The sequence below is a fragment of the Paenibacillus sp. FSL H8-0168 genome, from assembly GCF_038592955.1.
Taxonomy (GTDB): Bacteria; Bacillota; Bacilli; order Paenibacillales; family Paenibacillaceae; genus Paenibacillus; species Paenibacillus polymyxa_B.
Genome location: NZ_CP151948.1, coordinates 1,386,111 through 1,408,668, shown reverse-complemented (window position 1 = coordinate 1,408,668; position 22,558 = coordinate 1,386,111). Strand labels below are relative to the sequence as shown.

23 protein-coding genes are annotated in these 22,558 nt (G+C 48.2%); 7 read left to right on the top strand and 16 right to left on the bottom strand.

The window, feature by feature from the left end; all coding sequences use genetic code 11:
• Positions 1 to 337: 337 nt before the first annotated feature.
• From tsaD to tsaE, 4 genes are read right to left on the bottom strand one after another with little or no spacing between them, the layout of a single operon-like run.
• Positions 338 to 1,402 (bottom strand): tRNA (adenosine(37)-N6)-threonylcarbamoyltransferase complex transferase subunit TsaD, encoded by a 1,065-nt coding sequence (gene tsaD / locus MHI21_RS06445; protein ID WP_342419679.1) that lies wholly within the window; start codon positions 1,400 to 1,402, stop codon positions 338 to 340.
• Entirely contained in the window at positions 1,399 to 1,914 is a 516-nt protein-coding gene (gene rimI, locus MHI21_RS06440) for a ribosomal protein S18-alanine N-acetyltransferase (protein WP_039269584.1), read from the bottom strand. Before rimI ends, tsaD begins: the two co-directional genes overlap by 4 nt.
• Before the next feature lie 17 nt (positions 1,915 to 1,931).
• Positions 1,932 to 2,768 carry a tRNA (adenosine(37)-N6)-threonylcarbamoyltransferase complex dimerization subunit type 1 TsaB gene (gene tsaB / locus MHI21_RS06435; RefSeq protein WP_342419678.1) on the bottom strand — a complete coding sequence of 279 codons (837 nt, stop codon included), beginning with the start codon at positions 2,766 to 2,768 and terminating at the stop codon, positions 1,932 to 1,934.
• A 3-nt stretch (positions 2,769 to 2,771) separates the two neighbouring features.
• Positions 2,772 to 3,251: a tRNA (adenosine(37)-N6)-threonylcarbamoyltransferase complex ATPase subunit type 1 TsaE gene (gene tsaE, locus MHI21_RS06430; RefSeq protein ID WP_023987468.1), complete on the bottom strand. Its 480-nt coding sequence runs from the start codon at positions 3,249 to 3,251 to the stop codon at positions 2,772 to 2,774.
• Positions 3,252 to 3,384: 133 nt separating this feature from the next.
• Between tsaE and MHI21_RS06425 the strand changes: the two genes are divergently transcribed.
• From MHI21_RS06425 to MHI21_RS06405, 5 genes are all read left to right on the top strand, one after another.
• Positions 3,385 to 3,915, top strand: a complete 531-nt coding sequence (locus MHI21_RS06425) for a cysteine hydrolase family protein (protein ID WP_322159480.1) — start codon at positions 3,385 to 3,387, stop codon at positions 3,913 to 3,915.
• Positions 3,916 to 4,526: 611 nt separating this feature from the next.
• Complete coding sequence (locus MHI21_RS06420; RefSeq protein WP_342419677.1) at positions 4,527 to 5,711, top strand: acetyl-CoA C-acetyltransferase; 1,185 nt, start codon at positions 4,527 to 4,529, stop codon at positions 5,709 to 5,711.
• 55 nt (positions 5,712 to 5,766) lie between these two features.
• Positions 5,767 to 6,507 carry an acetoacetate decarboxylase gene (locus tag MHI21_RS06415; RefSeq protein ID WP_341162028.1) on the top strand — a complete coding sequence of 247 codons (741 nt, stop codon included), beginning with the start codon at positions 5,767 to 5,769 and terminating at the stop codon, positions 6,505 to 6,507.
• 40 nt (positions 6,508 to 6,547) lie between these two features.
• Complete coding sequence (locus tag MHI21_RS06410) at positions 6,548 to 7,213, top strand: CoA transferase subunit A (protein WP_160789051.1); 666 nt, start codon at positions 6,548 to 6,550, stop codon at positions 7,211 to 7,213.
• Positions 7,210 to 7,866, top strand: a complete 657-nt coding sequence (locus MHI21_RS06405) for a 3-oxoacid CoA-transferase subunit B (RefSeq protein ID WP_342419676.1) — start codon at positions 7,210 to 7,212, stop codon at positions 7,864 to 7,866. Before MHI21_RS06410 ends, MHI21_RS06405 begins: the two co-directional genes overlap by 4 nt.
• Positions 7,867 to 8,147: 281 nt before the next feature.
• Here MHI21_RS06405 and MHI21_RS06400 read toward each other — a convergent pair whose 3' ends face one another.
• Together MHI21_RS06400 and MHI21_RS06395 are read right to left on the bottom strand one after the other, a co-directional pair.
• Positions 8,148 to 8,327 carry an H-type small acid-soluble spore protein gene (locus tag MHI21_RS06400; protein ID WP_342419675.1) on the bottom strand — a complete coding sequence of 60 codons (180 nt, stop codon included), beginning with the start codon at positions 8,325 to 8,327 and terminating at the stop codon, positions 8,148 to 8,150.
• 55 nt (positions 8,328 to 8,382) lie between these two features.
• A complete protein-coding gene (locus MHI21_RS06395; protein ID WP_341162031.1) occupies positions 8,383 to 8,622 on the bottom strand; it encodes a hypothetical protein in 240 nt (79 codons plus the stop codon).
• Positions 8,623 to 8,835: 213 nt separating this feature from the next.
• On the opposite strand from MHI21_RS06395, the gene MHI21_RS06390 reads away from it, so the two are divergent.
• Positions 8,836 to 9,750 carry a Ku protein gene (locus MHI21_RS06390; protein ID WP_342419674.1) on the top strand — a complete coding sequence of 305 codons (915 nt, stop codon included), beginning with the start codon at positions 8,836 to 8,838 and terminating at the stop codon, positions 9,748 to 9,750.
• Between the two features lie 22 nt (positions 9,751 to 9,772).
• On the opposite strand, the gene MHI21_RS06385 is transcribed toward MHI21_RS06390, so the two are convergent.
• The 8 genes from MHI21_RS06385 to MHI21_RS06350 all read right to left on the bottom strand — a co-directional run bounded on the left by MHI21_RS06385 (position 9,773) and on the right by MHI21_RS06350 (position 18,661).
• Positions 9,773 to 11,584, bottom strand: coding sequence for an ABC transporter ATP-binding protein (locus MHI21_RS06385; protein ID WP_342419673.1), 1,812 nt, complete (start codon positions 11,582 to 11,584; stop codon positions 9,773 to 9,775).
• 143 nt (positions 11,585 to 11,727) lie between these two features.
• Complete coding sequence (locus MHI21_RS06380; protein WP_342419672.1) at positions 11,728 to 13,224, bottom strand: nucleotidyltransferase family protein; 1,497 nt, start codon at positions 13,222 to 13,224, stop codon at positions 11,728 to 11,730.
• A gap of 45 nt (positions 13,225 to 13,269) precedes the next feature.
• Complete coding sequence (locus tag MHI21_RS06375; RefSeq protein ID WP_254350979.1) at positions 13,270 to 13,755, bottom strand: lasso peptide biosynthesis B2 protein; 486 nt, start codon at positions 13,753 to 13,755, stop codon at positions 13,270 to 13,272.
• A 1-nt stretch (position 13,756) separates the two neighbouring features.
• Entirely contained in the window at positions 13,757 to 14,059 is a 303-nt protein-coding gene (locus tag MHI21_RS06370) for a lasso peptide biosynthesis PqqD family chaperone (RefSeq protein WP_342419671.1), read from the bottom strand.
• Positions 14,046 to 15,089 carry a serine kinase gene (locus MHI21_RS06365; protein WP_342419670.1) on the bottom strand — a complete coding sequence of 348 codons (1,044 nt, stop codon included), beginning with the start codon at positions 15,087 to 15,089 and terminating at the stop codon, positions 14,046 to 14,048. Before MHI21_RS06365 ends, MHI21_RS06370 begins: the two co-directional genes overlap by 14 nt.
• A gap of 199 nt (positions 15,090 to 15,288) precedes the next feature.
• A complete protein-coding gene (locus MHI21_RS06360; RefSeq protein ID WP_134902123.1) occupies positions 15,289 to 15,417 on the bottom strand; it encodes a paeninodin family lasso peptide in 129 nt (42 codons plus the stop codon).
• A gap of 53 nt (positions 15,418 to 15,470) precedes the next feature.
• Positions 15,471 to 17,396, bottom strand: a complete 1,926-nt coding sequence (locus MHI21_RS06355) for an asparagine synthase-related protein (RefSeq protein WP_341162036.1) — start codon at positions 17,394 to 17,396, stop codon at positions 15,471 to 15,473.
• Entirely contained in the window at positions 17,393 to 18,661 is a 1,269-nt protein-coding gene (locus MHI21_RS06350; protein ID WP_341162037.1) for a sulfotransferase, read from the bottom strand. The genes MHI21_RS06355 and MHI21_RS06350 overlap by 4 nt, the downstream gene beginning before the upstream one ends.
• A gap of 214 nt (positions 18,662 to 18,875) precedes the next feature.
• Between MHI21_RS06350 and ligD the strand changes: the two genes are divergently transcribed.
• Complete coding sequence (gene ligD, locus MHI21_RS06345; protein ID WP_342419669.1) at positions 18,876 to 19,778, top strand: non-homologous end-joining DNA ligase; 903 nt, start codon at positions 18,876 to 18,878, stop codon at positions 19,776 to 19,778.
• Between the two features lie 69 nt (positions 19,779 to 19,847).
• On the opposite strand, the gene MHI21_RS06340 is transcribed toward ligD, so the two are convergent.
• Positions 19,848 to 20,792: a YitT family protein gene (locus tag MHI21_RS06340; protein WP_165176433.1), complete on the bottom strand. Its 945-nt coding sequence runs from the start codon at positions 20,790 to 20,792 to the stop codon at positions 19,848 to 19,850.
• 195 nt (positions 20,793 to 20,987) lie between these two features.
• The gene (cls, locus tag MHI21_RS06335; RefSeq protein WP_165176435.1) at positions 20,988 to 22,418 is read right to left on the bottom strand and encodes a cardiolipin synthase; all 1,431 of its coding nucleotides are present in this window, start codon (positions 22,416 to 22,418) and stop codon (positions 20,988 to 20,990) included.
• Between the last annotated feature and the right edge of the window lie 140 nt (positions 22,419 to 22,558).

Here is a 22,558-nt window from a genome sequence, read left to right as displayed (position 1 = left end):
GGTGTTACATATCCCCCAACTTGCTATCTCCAAAAAGTCTTAGCCTGCTTGCTTCGGGATCGGTTATCCACATTCGAAGCGGTATATGTGGATAATTTTGTTCACAACTTGACAAATCACATTATTATTCGGGCAATATCAAAATTCCGGATTTTTTTGATGGATCATGAAAAATCGTGAACAATTGTGACGAATCATGCGAGTGAATGAGATGCTGCCATTCATTTGCTCAAACTCCTGTATTTTATCCTCTTGAATTTATATTTTTTTGATAGTTATGGAGCGGAACAAAAAAGACACGACTCAACTGTGCCGTGTCTTGCTCATTCTTCTTCAATTAAGTTTGGACAGACCATTCTTCCAGAGACAGTCCTGGATCAGCCTTCATATCCAATGAGGTAAATTCCCCGCGCTTCCATTTGGCGTAGGCCGCAGCGCCGATCATCGCTGCATTATCTGTGCAATATTTCATCGATGGTACAAGCAGCTCGATTCCTTCGCCCTCACAGCGCTCCCGCAATGCTGTACGCAGTCCGCGATTAGCAGCCACACCGCCACAAAGCAGAAGCTGCTTCGCACCGTATTCACACATGGCACGAATCGCCTTTTCCACCAGCACCTCGACGACCGACTCTTGAAAGCCTCTTGCGATCGCTCCCACATGAACGGTTTCTCCGCGCATTTTCGTCTGGTTAATTACATTCAGCACCGCAGATTTCAAACCGCTAAAGCTAAAATCATAAGAATCCGGCTCCAACCATGCACGCGGTAAAGTAACCACTTCCTCCGATTCATGAGCCACACGATCCACATGCGGGCCACCCGGATACGGAAACCCAATCGCTCTCGCTACTTTGTCGTAGGCTTCCCCAACCGCATCATCTCTTGTACGACCAATGAGTTGAAAATGACCTTCGGACTCCATCAGCACCAGCTCTGTATGTCCTCCTGACACAACGAGAGCAATACACGGATATACGATATCATGCTCCAGCTGATTGGCATAAATATGTCCCGCGATATGATGCGTCCCGATTAATGGCTTGCCGAACGCCAAGGCAGCACTCTTGGCAGCGACAATTCCAACCAACAATGCGCCAACCAGTCCTGGTCCTTGTGTCACGGCAACCGCCGAAATCTCACGAGGGGTAATTCCCGATGTTTGCATGGCCTCGTCCAGCATGTAGGTGATGCTCTCCACATGTTTGCGTGAAGCCACCTCTGGCACAACACCACCAAAGGCTTTGTGTGTTTCAATCTGACTGGAAATCAAATTTGAGAGCACCTCTGTACCATTTTTCACGACGGAAACAGCCGTCTCATCACAACTCGTTTCCACTGCCAGTATATAGCAAGGCTCGCCGGAGGCGGAGCCTGTACCTGCTTTTTCCTCTTGCGTCATTGCTTCTGCACGCTTCCTTCCTGTTCACCGGATGCCCCATGCGCGGGAAGATCCGCCCACATGATCACGGCATCCTCGTTATTATCCGAATAATAGCCTTTGCGCACACCTGCGGGCTTAAAGCCTTTTTTCTCATACAAGCCCTGAGCGATCCGGTTCGTTACCCGCACCTCCAGCGTCATACGTTCCATCCCTAAATAAGATGCCGTCTGCATCAACTCATCCAACAGCTTGTCCCCAAGCTTGCGTCCGCGATAAGCCTCACGAATCGCAATATTCGTAATATGGGCCTCATCCATAATCGTCCACATGCCTGCGTAACCAATGGCTCGTCCGTCTAGTTCCATAATCATATATTTAGCGAAATGATTCATCGTCAGCTCATTGCGGAATGCTTCCTCCGTCCACGGCAGCGTGAACGCTTCATGCTCAATCTCCAGCACATCGGGAATATCATCCAGTTGCATCAAGCGAAACTCAAGTTTCTCTTCCCGCTGTATGTTCTTTGCCATGTTGTTCACCGCTCTCTTCAGCGCTGACGAAGCAGATTGGCTTCCGCCTCCGCCAGCTGGGTATAATTAGGAACCAGCGTATGTAGCTCGTCATGTTCCTGACGAAGCAGCTTATCCGCCCCAAGGCGGCCAACCCATCTTCCCTCCAGCTCATAAGGTACGATACGTAGCTCGCTCCAAGCACGCAGGCGCTCGGCTGTTTCGGCGTGAACCGCCGTCTCACCGACTAGCCAAATGACTGGAGGACGCTCTTCAGAGGGCAAAGCCTCCAGCCGTTGCAGCAGGTCATCGGTCCAAGCAGTCATTAAGCGAATTGCATCTGGCTCCAGCCGTTGCGGACTCTCGACGTCGTCAACTGTATTCACGGCGAACAGCCCCGTGTAAACCTGACCACGGCGCGCATCCAGCACAGGCACAATCCAGTCTGCTGCCTGCACTCCGGACGAACCGTTATTCACAGACTCATTTTTATCTTCTTGTCCCTTCATCTCGATGCCGCGATTCCAACCACCCCACGCCAAAGCATGCAAAGTGGATATGGACGTCACCGGGATACCCCAGGCCCAAGCGAGTGTTTTGGCTGCGGTCACCGCAATCCGGATACCGGTATAAGACCCCGGTCCAACACCAACTGCAATACCATCCACATCATCTCGTGTCAGCCCTTCTTCATTCAGCAGTCGTTCCAGCTCGGTAATCACATGCACGGAGTGATTACGTTCGCCATAGACGTTGCTTTCTCCCAGCAATTTTCTTCCGTTCATCAGAGCGGCCGCCATCACGGTCGTCGCTGTATCTAACGTCAAAAACCGCTCACGCGGCTTTACATTCACATCTGTATGCTCTCTTTGCATGGTTCAAACTCCATTCTCCCGCAAACTGCGGCACCATTGTTCATAAGGCTCGCCGTACCCGGTCAGGTGAATCAAGCGCTCCCCCACATCCGTTGTTTCTATATACATGTGAAGCCGCTGCTCCGGCAATATATCCGGTATAATACTACCCCATTCCACCAGACATACTCCTGTCCCGTAAAAATATTCGTCCAGCCCGAGATCCTCCGCCTCGTCCTGGGAAATCCGGTACACATCCATATGATACAAAGGCAATCGGCCCTCGTACTCCTTAATGAGGGTAAAGGTTGGACTATTTACGATGCCCGGCACACCTAAATGGCCGGCAAAAGCCTTGGAAAAAGCAGTTTTGCCCGCTCCCAGATCTCCATCCAGCACAATCACCGTTCCGGGAACCGCTTTGGCTGCCAAAAAACCTGCCAATGACCCGGTCTGTGCCTCTGAGACAGAACGGAACGTAAACTGCTCCTGCGAAATTGTCATATATTTTAATCACCTTTCGTCCGAATCGGACCGTTCCAACTTGTTCTTTATTATATAGTTCACCTTATGTCGCCGCAAGGCATGAAGACATGCTATTGTAAGTTAGTGATACACACAGGGAGGGATTGAAACGATGGGGCAAACCGTTTTACTCATGATTGATGTTCAGCAGGCTATGTTCATGTATGATGAGAAGCTGTATCGTGAACAGGAAGTTGTAGCGCATTTGCAGCAGCTTTTGGACAAAGCCAGAGCTACAGGTACACCGGTGATTTTTGTACAGCATACCGATGAAGCGGATGAGGATTTCCGAGAAAACAGTGTAGGCTGGGCTATCGCCGACGTAGTGCGTCCTCTTCCTCATGAACGAATTGTCCGTAAATCATCCTGGGACAGCTTCTACCAAACCGAATTGGGCCATGTACTGAAGGAACTGGGGGCCGATCAACTCGTAATTGCGGGGATGCAGACCGAGTTTTGCCTCGACACGACTTGCCGAAGCGCCTATAGTCTGGGATACCAGAACAACGTACTCGTATTGGATGCACATAGTACATTTGATAGCAAGGTGCTGAGCAGTGAACAAATTGTAGCTCATCATAATGGGATGCTTGGCAATCGTTTTGTGCGTTTACTCGCGACGGAAGATGTACATTTTTCGTGAGTTGTTGAAGTTTAATGTTCCAAGCCGATTGCTTTCAAGCAAGTCGGCTTCTTTTTTAGTTCATGTGAAAAACCGCCCTTTCGAGTGACACCTTTAACGAGAAGCAAGCTGGCACAATAGGACGAAGATCATGAATATTGAAAGGCAAAGCCGTCTTCAGAAAATTCTGGAGGCTTTTTTTATTTCCCAGCGATGAGTTAGATAATATTTGCGAAGAAAACTTTTTCACGTATGGATTGAAATTTTCATTTTTAACATAAAATTCAATTTATGATCATGATTTTCAGAAAAATTAAGAAATTAACAGAAAACATTAGAATAGCCTAATTATTGTGGCCTATATGGCTCTATAAACATCTGTACATAGATATGTGTAAATATTTGGACATTGAGCAAAATCTGCATTAGAACTATGATGAAAATGGTTTTAATTTCCAATGAGAGAAGGCGATCGAACCGTCACACTCACTGTCTTAGGCACCATGATATGCCCGCATGCAAATGTATCTTGCAGTCGCTGCGTCTCGTAGGTTAAGAGCGGAAATTACGAATTGAAGTGCAATCATGGATGTATTGTGTCTTGAACACAGCGAAAGGAATGTGAGTTTTTAATGAAAAAGGTAGCTTTAGTAAGCCCGTTGAGAACAGCGGTCGGCTCTTTTAACAAAACCCTTGCGCCTCTAAGCGCTTCCGAACTGGGAGCAACTGTGATGACAGCATGCCTTCAGCAAAGTAAATTAGAGCCTTCTTTGATCGATCAGATTTATTTGGGAAATGTTCTTCAGGCGGGCAATGGACAAAATCCTGCCAGACAGGCGGCATTAAAAGCCGGTATCCCTATTGATGTACCCGAAACAACGATAAATACGGTTTGCGGTTCAGGACTTCATGCCGTTGCTTTAGCCTACAATTCAATATTGGCTGAACAAGGCAACATCGTCTTGGCCGGAGGCATGGAGAGCATGTCGAATGCCCCTTACCTGCTAAGGAATGCAAGAAACGGCTACAAACTTGGCAACGGTGAGTTGGTAGACTCCCTAGTGGCCGACGGCCTTACGTGCCCGATCAACCATTACCATATGGGAATTACCGCAGAAAATGTTGCCGAGAAATATGGAATTTCAAGACTTGAACAGGACGAATTTGCCTATCAAAGCCAGCTAAAAGCCATAGAAGCAAAAAACAAGAAGCTTTTTGAAGAGCAAATTGTTCCGGTCATGATCAAAACCAAAAAAGAAACTATTTCTTTCACAGAGGACGAACACATAAGAGGAAATACAACGCAAGAAAAACTTTCTCAATTAAAACCTGCGTTTAAGGAGAACGGGACGGTTACCGCCGGAAATGCTTCAGGAATCAATGATGGCGCGGCCGCCGTGCTTGTAGTATCGGAAGACAAATGCAAGGAACATGCATTAAAGCCATTGGCATATATCAAAGGTTATTCACTTGTTGGCGTTGACCCTGCATATATGGGAATGGGGCCAGTGAAAGCCATTTCGACACTTCTTAAGCAGCAAGGTATATCCATCGATGCCATTGATCTTTTTGAAATTAATGAAGCATTTGCCTCACAAGCATTAGCGGTAGTGAAAGAGCTAGGGGTCAGTCTGGACAAAGTGAATGTCAATGGCGGCGCAATCGCGATCGGGCATCCTGTCGGTGCCAGCGGTGCTAGGATATTGACTACGTTGGTTCACGAAATGGTGCGAAGATCTTCACGCTACGGTATCGCCTCGTTATGCATCGGAACAGGAATGGGAATAGCGATGCTAGTTGAAAATGCGCTCATTTAAAGTGCGTGTTCAGGATGACTTTTAGAACTATCTCTTAAAAGGAAGGGAGATCGCTATGAATCAAAAAGATGTACTTTCACTCCAATCTATGCCTGCGGCTAGCGGCAGCTACGGGCGCCCACCATACCGCTTCATCAACCGGGAATTTTTTATCATTACCTACGAGACTGATCCCGCTGCGATAAGACAGGCGGTCCCAGAACCTCTTGAGCCGGATGGAAGCAATACGGTCTCCTATGAATGGATCAAGATGCCCGATTCTTCCGGTTTAGGATGCTATGAGGAAAGTGGTATTGTCATTCCGTGTACTTTTCATGGAGAACCCTGCAATTTTGTTGCCCAAATGTATTTGGATAACGCGCCTGCTATTCTGGGGGGACGTGAAGTCTGGGGATTTCCAAAAAAATGGGCAAAGCCTCGCTTGATCGTTGAGGAGACGGAGACGCTGACGGGTACATTGCATTATAACAACGTCCTGGTGGCCACGGGAACTATGCCTTTCAAATATAACATTCTTGATGAAAAGGAAACGGCAAAAGCTATCGCAAAAACGCAAGTTAATTTAAAGTTAATTCCTGATGTTGACGGTACCCCCAAAATCGCTCAGTTAGTAGCGTATAATCTTGAGAACATTACTGTAAAAGGAGCCTGGTCAGGGCCTGCCAGGTTAAGCCTGATCCCCCATGTCAACGCTCCTGTGGCAGATTTGCCGGTTAAATCTTATATTGGCGGGAAACATTTTATTGCTGATTTAACGCTTCCATATGGAAGAGTCCTCTACGATTATCTTCAATAAAGTTTGCTTTCCTAAAAAATATATATAAGGAGAAGGAACCATGAATAACAAAGTAATCTCCGCTGAAGAAGCAGTTAAGAAGGTCAAAGACGGAGACACGGTGATGGTCGGAGGTTTTCTGGCAGGAGGCTTTCCGGAGGAGCTGGTTCGTGCGCTTGTCGACACCAATCCCGCCAGCAATCTTACGATTGTTTCCAATGACACAGGCACACCGGAATTATCTATCTATAAGCTTGTAAAAAGTGGCAGAGTAAAGCGAATTTTTGCATCCTATATCGGCTCCAATCCGGAAACGGGAAGGCTCCTGATGACGAAAGAAGCTGAGGTCCAACTCTTCCCGCAAGGCACGCTCGCTGAAAAAATACGCGCAGGAGGAGCCGGTTTGGGCGGGGTTTTAACACCTGTAGGTGTAGGCACCGTTGTAGAGGAAGGAAAAAAGAAAATAGAAATTGATGAAAGGGAATATTTGCTCGAACTCCCGCTCAAAGCGGATGTGGCGCTAATCAGAGCCCATAAGGCTGATGAAGCAGGTAATCTTGTCATCAACGGCTCTTCACGTAACTTCAATATGGTTATGGCTACAGCGGCAGAGTATGTAGTTGCTCAGGTAGACGAATACGTAAAGACGGGTGAAATTGACCCCAATCATGTCAACGTTCCCGGAATATTTGTCGACGCAATTGTAAAGGTGGGTGAAAACGCATGAATAACAGAGAATTCATTGCTCGAAGAATAGCCCAGGAATTCAAAAGTGGTGAAGTTGTCAACCTTGGTGTCGGATTGCCTACAATGGTAGTGGACTATATCCCCGATGACATTCATATTATGCTGCAGGCTGAGAACGGAATCCTCGGTGTAGGCCCCAAAGCGGCTCAGGGAAAAGAAAGGCTCGATTGTATCGATTCAGGCGGAAACTACGTTACAACCATGGAAGGAGCATGCTTTTTTGACAGTACACTTTCATTTTCCATCATCCGCGGAGGGCATGTGGATATCACCGTGCTGGGCGCCCTGGAGGTCGACGAGAAAGGCAACCTTGCAAGCTGGATGATCCCTGGGAAAAAGGTGCCAGGTATGGGAGGAGCCATGGATTTGGTAGTTGGAGCCAAGAGAGTGATTGTAGCCATGGAGCATGTGAACAAAAATGGGGCGCCGAAAATACTGGAACAATGCAAGCTGCCCTTGACTGCTGTAAATGTTGTAAAGACCATAGTAACCGAAAAGGCTGTCATCGATGTTATTCCGGGTAAAGGGCTGATGCTGAAAGAAATTGCTCCGGGTTTGACGGTGGAAGACGTTCAATTAGCAACAGAGGCTAAACTGATAGTTTCACCACATTTGAGGGCCATAGCAGTTTAAAGTTCATAGAAAGGAACCAGCTGCACCTTCAAATTAACTTGTCTGGCATTTAACTCGTCCCTACGACTGCATTTATTATTACAAATAAGGTTCGCTAATTGCTCATTGAGCAATTGCGAGCCTTTTTTTGTTGGAGTGGGACCTTTCAAGTAGCATTCTGCGATGAAAGCCTACAGCTGTGCAAGATCTTTCTAAAGAGGATGCCTTCGAAAAGAATTCCGCTAAACCTTGAGCGACCATACACTCCATACTATGGGAAAAAATCTGTTTGGTGCCCCCTCCTACCGCTCCTCCAGACGATCCACACGGACGGTTTGGGTATTGCCGGGTCTGCTACCTATCTGTACCGTTGCCATACCGTTCGCTTCGTCTACATGCTCAATCCAGATCGGTTTACCATCCAATTGTACGGCAATATTTTCGGATGAATCATAAATGGCTTTTGCTCGGTCCACGTTCATGCTATTCTTCCCCTCCTGATTGTTGTTGTGTGCATTCTTTCAGAAATATAGGTCACTAGTCTTCATCTATAATCCGTTCAACGTCTAATGATGGAAAGCTGTGAGAAGGAGAGGTTGAAACTACAGCCTCCAAATCCACATGAGCCACAGCTACGGGAAAAGGCGGCTGGATTCCATGGGAAAGGGCAAACTCGGGCGGCAATGCATCCTGTTCGCCTCCGGCGGGTCCCCGAAAGGCGATATGGCTTTGGCCCACACGATGCCTGATTTGCCGAGGATAGGATTTTTCGGACATAAATTGTGTACCTCCTTTTGAATAGGATATGCCTTACTATGCACCAAAATTGCTGTAATCATGCGCAAACGGAAGTAATTTGCAGGCTTCATTTGCACCTCATACAATCACTTGTACGAAGCATACTAAGTGAAAAATCATATTGCTCATATCACGGGTTGACCGGAAACGAAGGATGCAAAATGCGGATTTAAGAAAAGGGGGACTGGCGGTATGCATACGGTCTGGAAAGGCGCGATCAGCTTCGGGCTGGTTCATGTGCCCGTTAAAATGTTTTCAGCTACGGAGGATAAGGACATTTCCATGCGTTATATTCACAAGGAGTGTGGAAGCCCACTTAGCTATGTACGAAAGTGTCCAGTTTGTGACAAGGAGGTTGAGTGGGAGGAAATTGGAAAAGGCTACGAATATGAAAAAGGAAAATTTGTCATGTTCGACAAGGAGGAACTGGAGCAAGTTAGCGGACAAGCGGATAAAAATATTGTCATTTTGGATTTTGTGGATTTGCAGGAAATTGATCCGATTTACTTTCAGAAAACATATTATCTGTCCCCGGATCAAGCTGGCTCCAATGCGTATAAGTTGCTCATGAATGCTATGAAGGATACCGGGAAAATCGGGATTGCCCAAATCTCCATCCGCTCTAAAAGCAGCCTGGCGGCTATTCGGGTGTTGGATGAATGTTTGGCTGTGGAGACGATGTTTTACCCCGATGAAATTCGCCCCATTGCTCAAGTTCCTAACTTACCGGGGCAGGAGGAGGTTAAAGAGAAGGAGCTGACCATGGCAAAAATGCTGATCGAGCAGCTATCTACACCTTTTGATGCAGCGAAGTATACGGATCAGTACCGCGAGCGTCTGCTGGATCTCATTCAGCATAAAGTGGCTGGTGAAGAGGTGCGAATCGCCCCAACACAGCCTCAGACCAACGTAGTAGATTTAATGGCCGCCCTTCAGGCCAGCATCGAGGCAGTGCAACCTGTCGTTACCGATCCCGGCCCTTCTGCGAAAAAACGCCCTGCGCGTAAACCAGCAGCCCCAACAGCACAGCAGGCTGTTGCAGGCGAGAACATCTCTCCGACTCCAGTCAAAAAGAAAAGAAGCACTGCCAAACGTAAAGAAACTTAAGCTGAGTTACAGAAAAGTCTGGCTAAGGGGTGGCGGTGAGACTGCTTTGATACGATAGTAGCTGACTGAACGCCCCCCGCTCCTCTTGTTCCAGTTGGCGGTAGTTCCCCTGCTGTATGACCTCGCCTTGATCCAGTACGACAATTTGATCCGCATGTCTGATGGTTGACAGGCGGTGAGCGATGACGATCAACGTCATTTGACCTTTCATCCGTTCCAGTGCTGCCTGAATTGCGGCTTCATGCTCACCATCCAGCGCACTTGTCGCTTCATCTAGTATAAGTACCGGAGGATGATGCAAGACAGCCCGTGCTAATACTAGCCGTTGACGTTCTCCTCCAGACAGACGAATCCCGCGATCTCCAATGACCGTGTCCAGCCCTTCGGGCAGTCTGGATACAAAGCTGTCTGCGGCTGCAAAATGTAACGCCTCCCATAGTTGCTGCTCACTAGCATCCTTATCTGCCAGCATCAAATTTTCGCGGACAGTCGCATGAAATAAAAATGGGTCTTGTGACACGTAGCCAAACGACTGCCGCCACTGGGGCAACAATTCGTCGTCCAGAACAAGCCCGTCTATTGTAATCTGCCCCCCAGTTGGACGTAAAAAACCCATCAGGACATCGACCATTGTACTTTTACCTGCTCCCGATTTCCCTACAATGGCTGTCATTCCCCGGGCGGGTATGAACAAATTGATACGATGCAGCGCAGGCTCTGCTGCACCATCGTAGCGATAACCCAGATGGCTGCATTCAATTCCATGACGAAGGGACAGGGGTTGCCGTACAGCTGCAGATGATAGATTGAATACCGATGGATCGGAGAAAGCTTCGCACTCCTGTTGCACCTTGGTGACACTTTCAAAAGCGGAGATCATAGACATGATGTATTCCAGACTCGCTTGAATAAGAGCAAATCGGGGCCATAAGCGGGAAAATATAAGAATCAACACAATCAGTTTTTCAGATGTAACATGCAGCCACTGCAACGATATAAATATGACACAAGCGACAAAAACAGCTGCCGCTGTACGATGAAAAAACTGTGTGGACGCATTTTGCCGGACAAATTGGGTCGTATTATCCTCCATTCGTTGTGTCAGGGAGCGAAACCAATGGATATTCGCCGCTTCCAACAGATTGCTTTTAATATCTTTCATGCCGTTCATGTGATCCGTAATTCCAGCAAAATAAACCTGCGACAGCTCAGTCGTACGATCACCTAATTGTTTGGCATTTCGAATGGAGCGGCGGAACACGACAAACAGCCCCAATCCACTCAGAAATACCAGTCCGGTTAAAGAGGGGGATAACCAAAAAGCCAGCGCAATCTGGATCAGCGTAAACATGACGGCTGTAGTCAGTTGAAGAAGCAAATTCGTTCCCTGACTGACACGCGCCAGCTCGGTCGTCATCACATGGCTAAAATCAGATTTACGCTGACGCAAATAAAAGGCCCACTGCGCCTTCATAAAGGAAGTGTACACGTCTATTCGAAGAGAACGCATAAAACGCTGCTGAATCCGCGAATTCAGGATGGACTGGTAACGCTGAAGCAAAGCCTGCCCTGTGAGCAGCACTACAAAAACCATCAACATCCCCGGCAACAGCCAGCTTTTAGGAACGAACGGCAAAAAATGATCCAATCCATCAGACAGAAATGGCATCCCTGAATGACCGACAAATACGCCGATGGCCGCCAGCATAGGAACAAGCATATAAATGCCAAAACCCTCCAGTAGGCTAACAATGATCATACATCCAATATTGAGAAATAACGCACCTCCGTTCACGCTATACAGCTTTGTCATATATAATCGCAGGTGAACCATAATGCACACTCCTTATCGAGGATTTTGCAAAATTCGATTCCAGTCGCTCATAAAGTGCAATATATAGACGAACTAGACCATTTCGATCTATATATTGTTCATTGAAAGCCGCTTATTGGATTTTTACAAAATCCTCTATCGAGTCAGTGCTTTGAAAATCGCCGCTTCAGCCAAAGAAATGGACGTAAAGGGATATACAAAAAATGCAGCTGGCGAGGCAGTGGAAAAACGGCCGAATCCCCCGTAGAAGGAAACAAACGGCTGATGAGGTACCTTAGTCTGTGTCTTGGCTCTTTTAAGGAAAGCAAGTAAGTGCGGCTGACCGGCTGATGGGCAGCCGCCTTATTTCTGGTCATGACTTGGCTGGAGGCGACAGCTGGAGTAATGGGGGCACAACTGCTAGCGGTGCTCATCGGGCTATGATCGTCGTTATTGGCATCTTCCGTGATGCTAGTAACGCCACGGGTGGTACGCATGGCTGCTTCGCCAGAGCTACCGCACAATGAAGGACCGCCATCCGGAGGGGCGGCCTCCGCTTGCTCCGCCAAAGCTCTGCTGTGCAGCAGCTCTGATGGAGCAAGCCTACCTGTACCCGACCCGTGGGCAATCGGGTATGGTGCGGGAACGCTGGCCTGTATGAAGGCCAGCGCGCTCAGCGCGAGCCTGTGCGCCTGCCGGGTAGCCGATACCGGACGCATCGGCTCTGGTATCGGCGTACCCAACAGCGCAGCGGCGAGCGCCCAGGCCTGCCCGCCAGCAGGCAGGCCCCCGTAGCGGCGCATCATCGGCAGTAGCGCCTCCCAATCGACAGCACATACCGCAAGCCTGTCGATGTCAACCAGCCAGCGCAGCCTGAACCAGCCGTGACGCGCACCATGCGCACTCAAGTACAGAAATTGATGCTCGCTGCCAAGCGTATACATACATGACGTCATCGCATTCCTGTTGTCGGCAGGTGCCAACGGTACCATCCGACTGGCTCCTGTAGCTTTACCCATTTGCCGACAGCTCCACAGCTCGTCAAAAGAGGGTTCCCCACCCCCATCCGGGTGAAGACGCCAATGCAACTCTATCTCTACCCGTTTTTGCGGATGGAGGTAGGATGCATGATGGTCCTTCCATTTCCAACTGCCAAGGACACGCACTTCTCCGCTCTTGGGCGCATATCCGGCTTCCTTCATCCAATGCTCAGCCTCATCCATATCGTCAGGGGCAATGAGTAAATCGATGTCCTTGGAGGTACGCAGAGAAACATCCCCGTACAATTGCTGCGCCAGAGCAGGACCCTTCAGCATAAGCACACGGATTCCATGAGTTATGAGCAGCCTGGTCAGACGTCCGGCTTCTGCTTGAAGATGGAGCATGCGAAGCGTGTTTCGATGATATTGCGCTTGAAGGTTTCGCAACAATTCTGCGGGAATGAACGGATGATTCAATGTTTTCAGTTGGAGATACACCGTAGGTACCACTCGATGGTGCTCGGTCAGACGTAAAAAGCGGACCCAATCCATCTCACGCAGCTGGGTAGCAGCAGTCTTATCCTGCCAATGAGAAAAGTCTTTCCCCAATAGAGAGAGTAACAACGTTAATTCCTGATCCTCATTCCAATTCGCAAGTTCCAAAACAGACTTGGTGGGCATGCATTCTTCTCCTTCGATTCTTTGGACTTCTTTTGTCTCATCGCGTTAAAGTAAAGAACTACCTTTATCTGCCATCTTTGTATTTGTATCCGTCACAGCACGTCTCCCGAATATCCCCACCACCGTAAATGCTTCCATCTCCCGTTTCCCCGTGACATAAATCGGTCCGCTCCGTACCCATGCATGTGCGGCCAAGCGGCCAGCGGCATTTTTGGCTGTGCCCAGATACAGCGTGCAGTCCAGTTTTCTACGTCCCAGCAATGTCATTGCCGCAGCGGCTTGTACAAGACAACTACTGCGCCAAGGAGTATAACGGCTTGCCAGCTCCACAGCGTGTGAAATCTGCTGAATGGACTTCTCCTGCCCGACATCACACTGCCATGGAGTTTCTTCCATACATATGCCCCAAATCCTTGAGTAGTCCCCAAAAGAACGACGCTGGCGTAGCCTCGCCCATCCCAGCTCCAGCCAAGCTTCCGGCAACAATCTCCTGACCTCTGGAGACAGGAGAAGAAGCCGTTGTATCCGCATATTATACCGACTCCCGTAGAAGCTTTAACAGTCCTTCCCGCTCCAACTCAGCCACAAAGGTATGTACCTGCTGTCTGCACTGTTCCTCGTCCACCTCATATTCGTTCGTCAGGATTGTTACGATATCGCCAAGTGAAGGACCGGATTCTGCCAGTTCCCAGATTCGTCCTCCTGTGAAGCCTAAGTTGTAATATTTACCAGTGTTAATACTCATCATCACTTTTTCCCCGTCCATATCACTGACGTAGACCTCTTCATTGTAAATGACGCGATAATGATCCTTAGCTGGATTAGTGGCTGCCATAACTCTTTTCCTCCTTACGAATGAGTTCAAGTACCCGTTGTACAACCTCGGACGCAGTAAAGACGGAACTATCCCTCAGCAAGCGCCAGCCCTCCACTTTCCGAGCCATCCTAGCCGCTGTATCAAACGACCATTCACTCAAACCCATTCGCGGAATAATCACCCTACGATATGTATGTTGTAGTAATGTATGCAAGCACTCCAGAACGTTCAAGGGCTGTTCCGTAACTGCCACTAACTCCCCTTCGCGCATCAACGCACGGGTTGGAGAATCTGCCACCAGCTCGAATACGCCCCCTAAGGGCAGCGGATCGTTATAAAAATCATCTACGGCGGGTACGGCATATTTATTCAGCTCACCTGCAAGCATACGCAGATCTCTGTAATGTGGCATTACAGAATTGCCATCCGTTAGGGACCGTATGTGATTTATTGTGCGTGCATGCTTGTTCTCCCGTAAAGCCTCCAGTTGGAGCAAGCTTTCAAGCCCCAGCTTTTGCTGCGGATAAGCTGGATACACAATGGCAGAGGAACCCGTAGCTTTTACAGCAATCACGTCATCACTAACCATCTGATAACCTGCCTGCCTAAAAGTAGCCGCCAGTGTCGATTTCCCCGTACCCGATTCACCCACAAATGCGTAGGCCCTCCCCCCAATGACGACCGCACTTCCGTGAATAGGTAATATTCGTCTTTGCATCAGCAGAACACCCATGCATGTACCCAGCACAAACAGCCGCACGGTGTCAGGATCAGCCCCGGAGAATATACTTACCTCGATCTCCTTGCCTTCCCTGACGGCATAAATGGCCGTGCCCGGTATTCGGAACATAAATCGCTCATCCAGCATCACAAAATTGGCCTGCTCCAGCTGACCACTCCATGCAGTCAAATCAGCCTGTCGAATGACTACATCCTCTACCACTCCTGGTGCTGCCAGCATCAGCTCAGGCAGATCCAGCTCACTCGCAATCCTGAGTCCAAAGGCTGTATATTTCGTCCAACTGACATTTGCACCCCTGTCATGCACGTAGGACTCACTCCTCTGTCTTTAAAAATCCCGTCTTTATTTCTTGGGCAACACCTCTAACCCGAAAGAAATAAAGACGGCTGTGTATTGAATACGAGTCCAATGGATCATGCTATTTTCGTTCATTCAATCGTTATCGGCCCAGTTGTCTGGCTTCCAGTCCAACATTGGCTGCATGTATAACATGTATAACCATCTATTAGCTTGGATTATAAATATCGGCATCGTGGTCGGACACCCAATCAATCTGTCTCCAGCCTTTCCCCGCCATGGTCTGGCTAATATCCAACACCTCTATCGTCGGTTCCTGCCATTCTTTTTTACTCATTTCATCACCTCCCCTCCAACGAATGACGAACTGTCCGCCCGGATCAATCTGAATCAGTTCAATCCACAGAGAAAACGGTACACGATCAGGCTATGCATTAGTAGTCGTATATTTGGATCAGACGCCTGTTCAGGGCGGGGATGGCGAAGTTTCGCCATAGCCGTCTTTATTAACTCAATATTGAGATATTCAGCCGCTCGTAAATCATGACACATCAGTTGAAGCTCCCCCATAAACGTATCCCAGCAAGGAAGCATACGATGTAGCCAATCGGCAGGCTGCACGCCGCGTACCCGCTGGTTCAACCGAACATCATCAGGTAGATGATCACGCATGGCTTTACGAATGAGGGCACGGTCCCGACCGTTTTGCACATACTGTTCAAAAGGCACCGATAAGCAAAAACGAATTACCCGGCTGTCCCCGGTCGGATCACGTTCCCATAGGCCATAACGTAGTGAAAGTTTGGTCGCAACCACACCATTTTTGTTGGCAATCGCCAAATTTGAGAACTTCTCTTTTCTCGTCTGATCGGCATTTTTTATCCAACCTGTTCCGCTCAATACAGGAATATCTTCTACATGCATCCGTTTGGCAAACTCCGGGTGAATCAGGGAAGGAACAGGACTTCGATTGCTACGCCGCAACCATGAATGAGATTCAAGTGAAGTCGCTTTTTTCAACATTACGGGGAGTAGATGTGACATGCGCCTGCCCGTAAGCTTGCTGTACCGCCACAATCCCTGAAAGGATTGCAACCAGTGCAAACGACGAAACTGCCGGGCATAATAGTCTAGTGCAGGGCCCCACGATACGGTAAAGTTGCCTCGTGCCCCGGTCAACAGTACACCGACATTGTGCTCCTGTGCTTTTTCGTAAAAACCTCTGATCCAGAAGGAGTTTTCAAAATATTTGTAGGGTGCTTCCATGAGTTCCAGCCAAATATCAATTTCTGAAAACGGACTTTTCCCCTCAAAATCCATATAATTCTCGTGAATGTTGCCCACATAGCGAGCCGTAGACTGAATATAGCTTCGTTCGTTCGCCAGCAATGTAGGCGGTGTCCAGTCTGTAAAATCTTGAACAGGCACATAGCTGTAGGCATGCAGCGGCTTTTGTTGCAAGTGCAGCGATGGCGCGGCAAAGCTGGCAACCGCTCCAGAATCCAGCCCTCCGCTTAAGGCAGCCCCTACAGCGCGATGCGTCCGTAGTCGGGCAGTGACCGCTTGTGTGAACACCTCGCGGAAAGCTTCTATGTACTCGCCCCCTGTTTTGAGCCGCAGTGGCTCTACCTCATCCAGACATGCATATTTATGAAGGGTACGCTTTCCCTCCTCCATAGTGAACCAATGTGCAGGAGGAAGCTGGTTGATATGCTTGTATGCGGTCGTTCCGATATCGACGGATTCCTGCATGGCGCGGATGGACAAAAATTCGGCCAGCCATGGCTCATACAATTCTTTTCGCAGAGAGGACAGGGCCAAAAGCGGAGCGACTACCGTGCTAAACGCGAATCCTCGGTCATGCTGGTAGATGTACAACGTACGATTGCCTGTCATATCTCGAGCACCATATAATCGATGTTCCTTGGCATCCCAAATGACAAAGGCAAAATCACCTATCAGATAAGCGGCTGCATCCACTCTCCATTTGTCATATGCCAGCAAAATCAGCTCGCTGTCCGTCATATCTTGCCGCCGTTCCTGCTCAACTCCCAGCCGTTCAAACAGCTCGGAACGATTGTCAATAATTGCATCCGCCGTGATTGCCAAATCTCTTAGCTCATCATAGAAGGGAAGACGCTCATGAACAGATTCCGGGGTCACATGCTGGGCATGACAGCCCAAAAAAATAGAGCCTTCACACCAAGCGCATACGCGGTCAGCGGGATATTTTCGCAGAGCTTGCATCATTTTCCCGCCTTCTTCGGTGCATACGGACTCATGCCCAAAGCTATAGATTCCGGCAATCGCACTCACGTTCTTCCCCCTTTTTCTTTTCCTATACTTGATAACACTACAGACGCCAAGCGCCCGAGCTTACGGGCAAAGAGGCTGCGATATCGGAGACCTTGATGTGGGCGTTGATAGCTTTGGAGCTGAGCGATAAGACGGTTCCGCTCCTCATAGCTATGTGCCAACCTGTTTTCCAGTGATTGAATCCGCCGATCGTTCACGATCTGGTCCACATGCATCCTTGCCGGATCTTGAGATGCTGCATGACGGGTTGCATTTATCACGAGTTCTCTGTTATCTGCATCCTGTTCTTCCAGCATCCGATAAGCCGCCTTCCATTCAAAGCCGCTTTGCTGGAGGAATTGTTGTGTACGTCGACTCAGCAGCTCTATATCCGGCTCATCTTCAAAGCGGACTCCAGTCATCTGTTCAGCCTGCTCCAGCGCTTCCGCGTAACCAAGCTGCCTAAACATGCGGGACCCAATGCTTCTGCAATACAGCTCAATTTCCGTTTTACTCAACAAATGTTGCCAGCTATGTACCGAATCCTGATGCGCCTGCTCATGCTCTCCTACGAAGGGATCGCCCGCTCCCATACTATAAAAAAGACTGGATTTGGGCGTATCCACAAAGTCTCCGTACTTTTCCATCCCCGGCTCATACTTGATCCCCAGAAAACCGCACAGCTTCTCGATCTCCATCGTTGGATTGGATACGAGCTGTTCATACCTAAGCGGGTATGCAAGTGGATGAGGTGTAGCAAAATAATGAGCATAACGGAATAAACCAACCGTAATATCCGTCATTTTCATATTAAAATGCGGGCTCCCCAGTTCTTCCAGCAGTTGAAAACGTCCATTCCGTAGCTGATTAACCTTTTTGAATGAGGCCACAATGGCCAAAGGATTCCGGATAAGCCACAGCCTGCGGGCATCTGGGAATAAACGGTCTATAAATTCCAGCACCGTATAGTAACGCGGGGATTTGTCGATAAGCATATCTGCTGTTGTTCCTTGAAGCAGACCATTATATATTTCAAGTGCATACGAACGGGAGGCCTGCTCCAATACGTCGGGGGGGACCATACCTTCGAAAAATTGCCGAATTATCCCTGTTCCTCCATATGGCCGTGCATGTGACTGAGGAAGATCATATAAACTGAGCAGAAACCACATTTCCTGCGTGGCAAATAGGCGGGAATGGTTTTGCAAAATGGCGGTAAGCAGCGAGCTTCCACTCCGAGGGACACTTAACAGGAATACCAGCCCTCCGCCTTGCTTTTCAATCAAGCAAACTCCTCCTCTACCTCTGCTCAAGACACTTTAATAGATACATATCGTATTTTTTATTATAAATTTATGATACATATTGTATCTTGTCAATCCCTTTGATGGATAAATTCAGCACTTCACGTTCATGTTAAACCATATGTAGATCTATAAGCTCAACAATCAGCCTGTAAATAAAGATTTTGCTGCATATTAGCCAAAGGAGGATAGCACTATGGGACAAGCTGTTAAAGGTACAATTACCATTGAAGGTCAGGAAATTCCTATCACAAACCCAGATAAACTGCTGTGGCCTGAAGCAGGCGTGACTAAGGCGCTATATCTTCGCAAGCTCGCGGTATTGGCTCCCTTCCTGCTCAAATATTGTCATCATCGTCTGCTGACCGTCATCCGCTGGCCACATGGGATTCATGGTGATTTTTTTTATCAGAAAAATGCCCCACGTCCTCGGCCAGACTATATTGAAACCGCTCTGCATGATGGTATTGAATATATCGTGCTCGGCAAATTGCCACAGCTTCTCTGGCTTGGTAATCAAGCTGCGTTGGAATTCCACCCCTCTCTGCATGAAACGGGAAGCAAGCTGCCCTGTGAATGGATGATAGACCTTGATCCATCCAGAGAGGTGGAGCCACGTATTATGGAGGCCGCCTCTATTGTCGGTGAAGTACTGGCTTCGCTTGGTTTGGATTCCGTCCCCAAAACATCCGGGGCCACAGGTGTACAAATTATCGTTCCGATCCGTACAGGCATAACCTTCGACGAACTTCGCAGCATCGGGCTATTAGTCGGACAGTTTGTGACAGAAAAGCACCCGCATCTGTTCACACTCGAACGGTTAAAGAAGGATCGTGGAACAGCCATCTATTTTGATTACTTGCAGCATTATCAGGGGAAAACTCTGGCCGCTCCTTATACCCCGCGGGCACGCCCCGGCGCTACGGTCTCCACTCCGCTAACATGGGAAGAGGTACGGCAAGATGTATCACCACTTGACTACCATTTGTTGAATATTGAGGAACGACTAAACCAGGTAGGCGACTTGATCGACAAGGTTCCTCCCCAGCCCGTAGAAGACGTCCTCAAGCATATGCGCACCAAGGCACACCGAACCTGATCCATGCTTGGAAGAACAAAAAAGGGGACGAACCCCGCAGCCATTAGGCTGAGAAATTGTCCCCTTGCGCTAGTGTATTCCTTTTTTCTTAAAACGTCCGCCCTTCACATCGTGAATGTTACCGATCGCCACGAAAGCGTGCGGGTCCCAATCTTCAACGATGCTCTTCAGCTTCGCTTCCTCCAGTCGGGTAATGACGACGAAAATCACTTTCTTGCTTTCGCCCGTAAAGCCGCCTTCACCTTCCAGATAAGTGACGCCCCGTCCAAGACGGTCTGTCAGGGCATCCCCGATATCACGGTATTTTTCACTAATAATCCAGACCGATTTGGACTGATCCAGACCTTCAATCGTAATATCAATCATTTTCATGGCGATATAATAAGCAATCATGGAATACAGGGCATTTGGCCAACCGAACACAAAACCTGCACTTCCCAGAATGAAGATATTAACGAACAGTACGATCTCACCGACCGAAAAAGGAGTTTTTTCACTGACGAGAATAGCTACGATCTCTGTCCCATCCAGCGAGCCGCCGGACCGAATCACAAGACCCACCCCAACACCGAGAATGACGCCCCCAAAAATAGCGCCGAGCAGCGGTTCGCCAGGAGTCAATGCACTTACATTGTGAAGTAACGCGGTTCCGATGGACATAACGACGATACCGAATAATGTGGATAAAGCGAAGGTTTTACCGATTTGTTTGTAGCCGATAACTAAAAATGGAAGGTTCAACAGGGTCAGGAAAATACCGAGCGGATAGCCAGTAATCTTGGAGGCCATGATGGAAATACCTGTAACGCCTCCGTCAATAACGCCGTTAGGAACCAGAAATATTTCCAATCCCACTGCCATCAGAGCTGCACCAACCACAATCATGGCTGCACGCTGAAACAGGCGTTTTACTTTGTTCTTCGGATTAGCTGGAATTTTGCTGATCTTGGTCAACTCTCCGGTCACATCTGTGATCTCAGACAGATTTTGGACTTCCTTGCTCACTACACTCATATATAAATCCCCCCGTTACAGTATGGTATATTGGACCGAAAAAGGGGCTGCTATCCGCAGTCCCCTCTCCTTTACCGCGCTTGTGTTATATGAATAGTATACCATAAAACTGCGATTTTGCGCAAAAAAGTTAGCAAAGAGCACATAAATCACAATAAAGAGGGATTATATCGATAAAAACGGCGAAAACCGCCTTTAAAGGAGTGGAGAGAGCATGCGAGTTAGAATTTCAGCTATTTTCTGAGATCGAGGCCGTCTGCGGAACACGTTCAAATCTATGCGTGAGGAGTTGGAAATGTCCTCTACAAAATCTGCCGAAAGCCGTTCCAGCGCTGAATTAGCAAAAACTATAGCGGTCAACTCAAAATTATAGAAAAAGCTGCGCATGTCCATATTGGCGGTCCCGACCGAACCGAGTAAATCATCAACAATCACCACTTTGGCGTGAATAAATCCTTTTCGATATTGGTAGAACTCCACCCCTGCCTCCAGCAATTCTTGCACATAGGATAAAGACGCCAGATGAACCAGCTTCGAATCGGATTGGTAGGGAATAATAATCTTCACATCTACGCCACTGACTGCTGCCAGCTTGAGCGCCTCATAAATCCCCAGATCGGGAATAAAATACGGCGTCGTAATCCAAATCCGCTTTTTGGCAACCGTGAGCGCTCCAAAACACATTTCCTGAATCGTATCCCAAACCTGATCGGGACCGCTGCTCAAAATCTGTACTTCCTCATCCCCGGTGCAGGTATGTGGAGGAAATAAATTCACATCCATCAATCTCTCCCCCGAGGCCAGCTTCCAGTCGCTAAGAAATGCATTTTGCAGAAAATAGACGCTATCTCCTTCAATCTGCAAGTGTGTATCCCTCCAAAATCCCACTTTGGGGTATTTTCCGAGATAATCGTCGCCTACATTAATCCCTCCTACAAATCCGATCATGCCGTCCACCACCACGATTTTCCTGTGATTGCGATAGTTAATCCGGCGGTCCAGCGTGGCGAAAAACGGAGGTAGAAAATAATGAAATTCTACTCCCGCCTCACTACAGGTACGAATAAAGGAATAGGGCAAATTGTAGCTTCCTACACCATCCACAACGAATCGTACCTTTACTCCCTCACGTGCCTTGCGGATCATGATCTCTTGAAACTTTCTTCCAATTTCGTCAGCCCGAAATATGTAAAACTCCACATGGATATGATGTTGCGCATTTTCCATCGCTGTCAGCATAGCCTCGAAGGTTTCTTCACCGTTCGTCAGCACACGTGTGCGATTACATCCAGTCAACGGGTTTTCCGACATACGAATTAACTGGTTAAACAGACGCTCCTGATGCTTGAAATGAGGATTATGCATTTGCTCCACATGTTCAATCACTTTGGATTGCGCCCACAGACGCTCGCGAAATTCACGAAACAGCTGCGATCCCCCTTTTCGAACCATTTTGCGCTTCTGATAATCCTGTGCAACAAAGTAGTACACGACAAAGCCAATGAGCGGGAAGCAAAACAAAATAAAGAGCCAGGCTACCGCTTTGGACGGCTTGCGAAATTCAAAGAGCAGGATCGTCCCGGTCTGAAAAATAAAAACAATTAAAACCAACAGCAACCACAGCATGTCTAAGCCTCCTTATATATCTTAGGATTTTGCAAAATCCTCATCTACGTTTTATACTAAGCTCCAATTTTTTTGACATGTTTGCCTCTTAAGCTGAATAGATAGTAACCAAGCACTATAGGAGCGATGTCCGGAAAGGA

Excerpts from the sequence above, each read along its gene's own strand:
- MHI21_RS06380 (WP_342419672.1), bottom strand. The coding sequence starts at position 13,224 with ATGCCCACCAAGTCTGTTTTGGAACTTGCGAATTGGAATGAGGATCAG.
- tsaB (WP_342419678.1), bottom strand. The coding sequence starts at position 2,768 with ATGCAAAGAGAGCATACAGATGTGAATGTAAAGCCGCGTGAGCGGTTT.
- MHI21_RS06405 (WP_342419676.1), top strand. The coding sequence starts at position 7,210 with ATGAATAACAGAGAATTCATTGCTCGAAGAATAGCCCAGGAATTCAAA.
- MHI21_RS06390 (WP_342419674.1), top strand. The coding sequence starts at position 8,836 with ATGCATACGGTCTGGAAAGGCGCGATCAGCTTCGGGCTGGTTCATGTG.
- MHI21_RS06360 (WP_134902123.1), bottom strand. The coding sequence starts at position 15,417 with ATGAGTAAAAAAGAATGGCAGGAACCGACGATAGAGGTGTTGGATATT.
- MHI21_RS06385 (WP_342419673.1), bottom strand. The coding sequence starts at position 11,584 with ATGGTTCACCTGCGATTATATATGACAAAGCTGTATAGCGTGAACGGA.
- MHI21_RS06415 (WP_341162028.1), top strand. The coding sequence starts at position 5,767 with ATGAATCAAAAAGATGTACTTTCACTCCAATCTATGCCTGCGGCTAGC.
- MHI21_RS06340 (WP_165176433.1), bottom strand. The coding sequence starts at position 20,792 with ATGAGTGTAGTGAGCAAGGAAGTCCAAAATCTGTCTGAGATCACAGAT.
- tsaE (WP_023987468.1), bottom strand. The coding sequence starts at position 3,251 with ATGACAATTTCGCAGGAGCAGTTTACGTTCCGTTCTGTCTCAGAGGCA.
- MHI21_RS06410 (WP_160789051.1), top strand. The coding sequence starts at position 6,548 with ATGAATAACAAAGTAATCTCCGCTGAAGAAGCAGTTAAGAAGGTCAAA.
- tsaD (WP_342419679.1), bottom strand. The coding sequence starts at position 1,402 with ATGACGCAAGAGGAAAAAGCAGGTACAGGCTCCGCCTCCGGCGAGCCT.
- MHI21_RS06400 (WP_342419675.1), bottom strand. The coding sequence starts at position 8,327 with ATGAACGTGGACCGAGCAAAAGCCATTTATGATTCATCCGAAAATATT.
- MHI21_RS06375 (WP_254350979.1), bottom strand. The coding sequence starts at position 13,755 with ATGCGGATACAACGGCTTCTTCTCCTGTCTCCAGAGGTCAGGAGATTG.
- MHI21_RS06425 (WP_322159480.1), top strand. The coding sequence starts at position 3,385 with ATGGGGCAAACCGTTTTACTCATGATTGATGTTCAGCAGGCTATGTTC.
- MHI21_RS06420 (WP_342419677.1), top strand. The coding sequence starts at position 4,527 with ATGAAAAAGGTAGCTTTAGTAAGCCCGTTGAGAACAGCGGTCGGCTCT.
- MHI21_RS06370 (WP_342419671.1), bottom strand. The coding sequence starts at position 14,059 with ATGGCAGCCACTAATCCAGCTAAGGATCATTATCGCGTCATTTACAAT.
- rimI (WP_039269584.1), bottom strand. The coding sequence starts at position 1,914 with ATGGCAAAGAACATACAGCGGGAAGAGAAACTTGAGTTTCGCTTGATG.
- MHI21_RS06395 (WP_341162031.1), bottom strand. The coding sequence starts at position 8,622 with ATGTCCGAAAAATCCTATCCTCGGCAAATCAGGCATCGTGTGGGCCAA.
- ligD (WP_342419669.1), top strand. The coding sequence starts at position 18,876 with ATGGGACAAGCTGTTAAAGGTACAATTACCATTGAAGGTCAGGAAATT.
- cls (WP_165176435.1), bottom strand. The coding sequence starts at position 22,418 with ATGCTGTGGTTGCTGTTGGTTTTAATTGTTTTTATTTTTCAGACCGGG.